General features: G+C 62.1%; 2 protein-coding genes and 1 pseudogene. All 3 read right to left on the bottom strand.

The window, feature by feature from the left end:
- Positions 1–314 (bottom strand): annotated as a pseudogene (locus tag VJX68_RS16410) (4-hydroxy-tetrahydrodipicolinate reductase); the annotation flags it as partial.
- On the bottom strand, positions 311–1,675 hold the full coding sequence (lysC, locus tag VJX68_RS16405; RefSeq protein WP_324096797.1) for a lysine-sensitive aspartokinase 3: 1,365 nt from the start codon (positions 1,673–1,675) through the stop codon (positions 311–313). The gene lysC and the pseudogene VJX68_RS16410, both read right to left, overlap by 4 nt.
- Before the next feature lie 94 nt (positions 1,676–1,769).
- Positions 1,770–2,268 (bottom strand): Asd/ArgC dimerization domain-containing protein (locus VJX68_RS16400; protein ID WP_324096796.1); only part of this gene is annotated, 499 nt, incomplete at its 5' end.

The raw sequence follows: 2,268 nt of genomic DNA, 5'->3' as shown, positions 1-2,268 counted from the left end.
ACGAATCCAGTTTCAGCTTCCGCCACGGCGGTCCGAACCCGCTCCATCTCGCCGTACCAGCCGGTGGTTCCTACGACTAACGCTTTCTTCGCTCGCAGGCAAGCCTCGATGTTCGCCAGCACGGCATGCGGCGTGGTGAAGTCGATGACCACGTCGAAGGCGCGCAGGTTCTCCGGCGTAAGCCAGGCGGAATTGGGATTGTCCTCCGCTTCAATGCTGTGCACGCGATGGCCGCGTTCGCGCGCGACATCGGCAACCAGAGATCCAGTCTTACCTCGCCCCAGCACGAGCAAGTTGAGCGTGCAGTCACTCAATCGAACACCTCAGCATCAACCTCAGCGAAGAACTTGGCATGCAGTCGACGCACGGCTTCAGGGACGTCGGCTTCGTCAATCACAAAGGTAAGATTAATCTCCGACGCCCCTTGGGAAATCATGCGCACGTTGATGTCGCGAATGGCGTCGAAGACCTGCGCCGCAACCCCGGCGGTCTCGCGGATGTTTTCGCCAACCAGGCAGACGATAGCTTTGCGGCCCGAATACTTCACGAAAGCGAGCTGCTCGAGGTCGGCGGCGATCTGCGGGATGGCCTCGTGCGAATCGACGGTGAGCGAGATGCTGACCTCCGAGGTGGAAACGACGTCCACCGCGCAACGATGACGGGCGAAGATTTCGAACACCTTGGCGAGAAAGCCGTGCGCCATGAGCATGCGTGCGGCGACGATCTCGATGATGGTGATGCGGTTCTTGGCGGCGATAGCTTTGAACAGCGAGCGCGAGCGCGGGGTGCGCGACAGAATCCGCGTGCCTTCGTTCGCCGGATTGCGGGAGTTCAGCACCAGCACCGGGATGTTCTTCTCGACCGCTGGAAGCACGGTCGCGGGATGCAATACCTTGGCGCCGAAGTAAGCGAGCTCGGCGGCCTCTTCGAAGCTGATGACCTTTATGCGGCGCGCGTCGGCACAGATGCGCGGGTCGGTGGTCTTGATGCCGTCCACGTCGGTCCAGATTTCGATACGCTCGGCGCCCAAACCTGCGCCAACCAGCGCGGCTGAAAAGTCCGAACCGCCGCGGCCTATCGTTGTCGGCACTCCTTCACGCGTCGCGCCGATGAAGCCGCCCATGATCGGCACGCGACCCTGCTCGATCAGCGGCTCGACGCGGTCCTGTAAACGGTCGTTGATTTCGTCGACTTGAGGGACGGCCCGGCTGTGCTGCGCGTCGGTGATGATGACCTCTCGCGCATCGACTAATATCGCAGGAATATCGCGAGCGAGAAATGCAGGAGTGGCAATCATGCTGGACAGCCGCTCACCGAAGGAAACGACGTAGTCGGAGGTGCGAGGCGTTAGCTCTCCCACGGCGACGATGCCGCGCAGCAGTTCATCGAGCGAGTCGAACTCGGCGCCGAGATCGGTGTGCAAGTCGGTGTGCAGGCCCGTGCCCAGCAACTCCCCGGCGGTGTTGTAATGGCGCTCGCGAAGAGTGCGGCAGCCGTCGAGCGCCTGCTCGCGTTCGCCTCGTCCGGCAGCAGCGGCCATGGCGAGCAACTGGTCGGTTACTTTGGCCATGGCGCTGACCACCACGAACGGTCGCTCGGGCAAACGCGACTTTACGATGCTGGCGACGCGGTCGATGGCGGTGGCATCCTCGACCGAGGTGCCCCCGAACTTCATGACGATCACGGCCGCATCCGGGGCCCCCAATGAGCGCCGCTTTTGCGCTCGTTGGGGTGGAGGACCACCACCGCAAGATGTGGCAGGTCGCGGGTCACGAAAGATAGCCTTGCGCCTTGAGGAGTTCGGCGTTGAGCAGCGCCGCTCCCGCCGCGCCGCGGATGGTGTTGTGCGAGAGCACGGTGAACTTGTAGTCCAGAACGCCGCATGGACGCAGGCGTCCAACCGTTACCGTCATTCCATTACCGCGGTCTACATCGAAGCGGGGCTGCGGACGGTCAGGCGCATCGTCATAGACGAGAGGTTGCGCCGGCGCCAGTGGCAATTGGAGCTGCTGCGGAGTCGAACGAAAATTGTTGAACGCAGCTACGATGTCGGCGGCCTCCGCTTTCTGCCGCAACTTCACGGAAACCGACTCGGTGTGGCCGTCCTCAACTGCTACCCGATTGCAATGTGCCGTCATGCTGAATGCCGCTAGCTCGACATGATCACCGTTCAATCGCCCGAGCAGCTTGCGCGTCTCCTCTTCCATCTTTTCTTCTTCTTTGGCGATGTAGGGGATGACATTGCCCAGAATGTCGAGCGAGGCGACG

The sequence above is a fragment of the Binatus sp. (SeqCode) genome (genome assembly GCF_035272065.1).
Classification (GTDB): domain Bacteria; phylum Desulfobacterota; class Binatia; order Binatales; family Binataceae; genus Binatus.
Note: the sequence above shows the minus strand (reverse complement) of the source record. Positions and strands in the feature narration are given on the sequence as shown.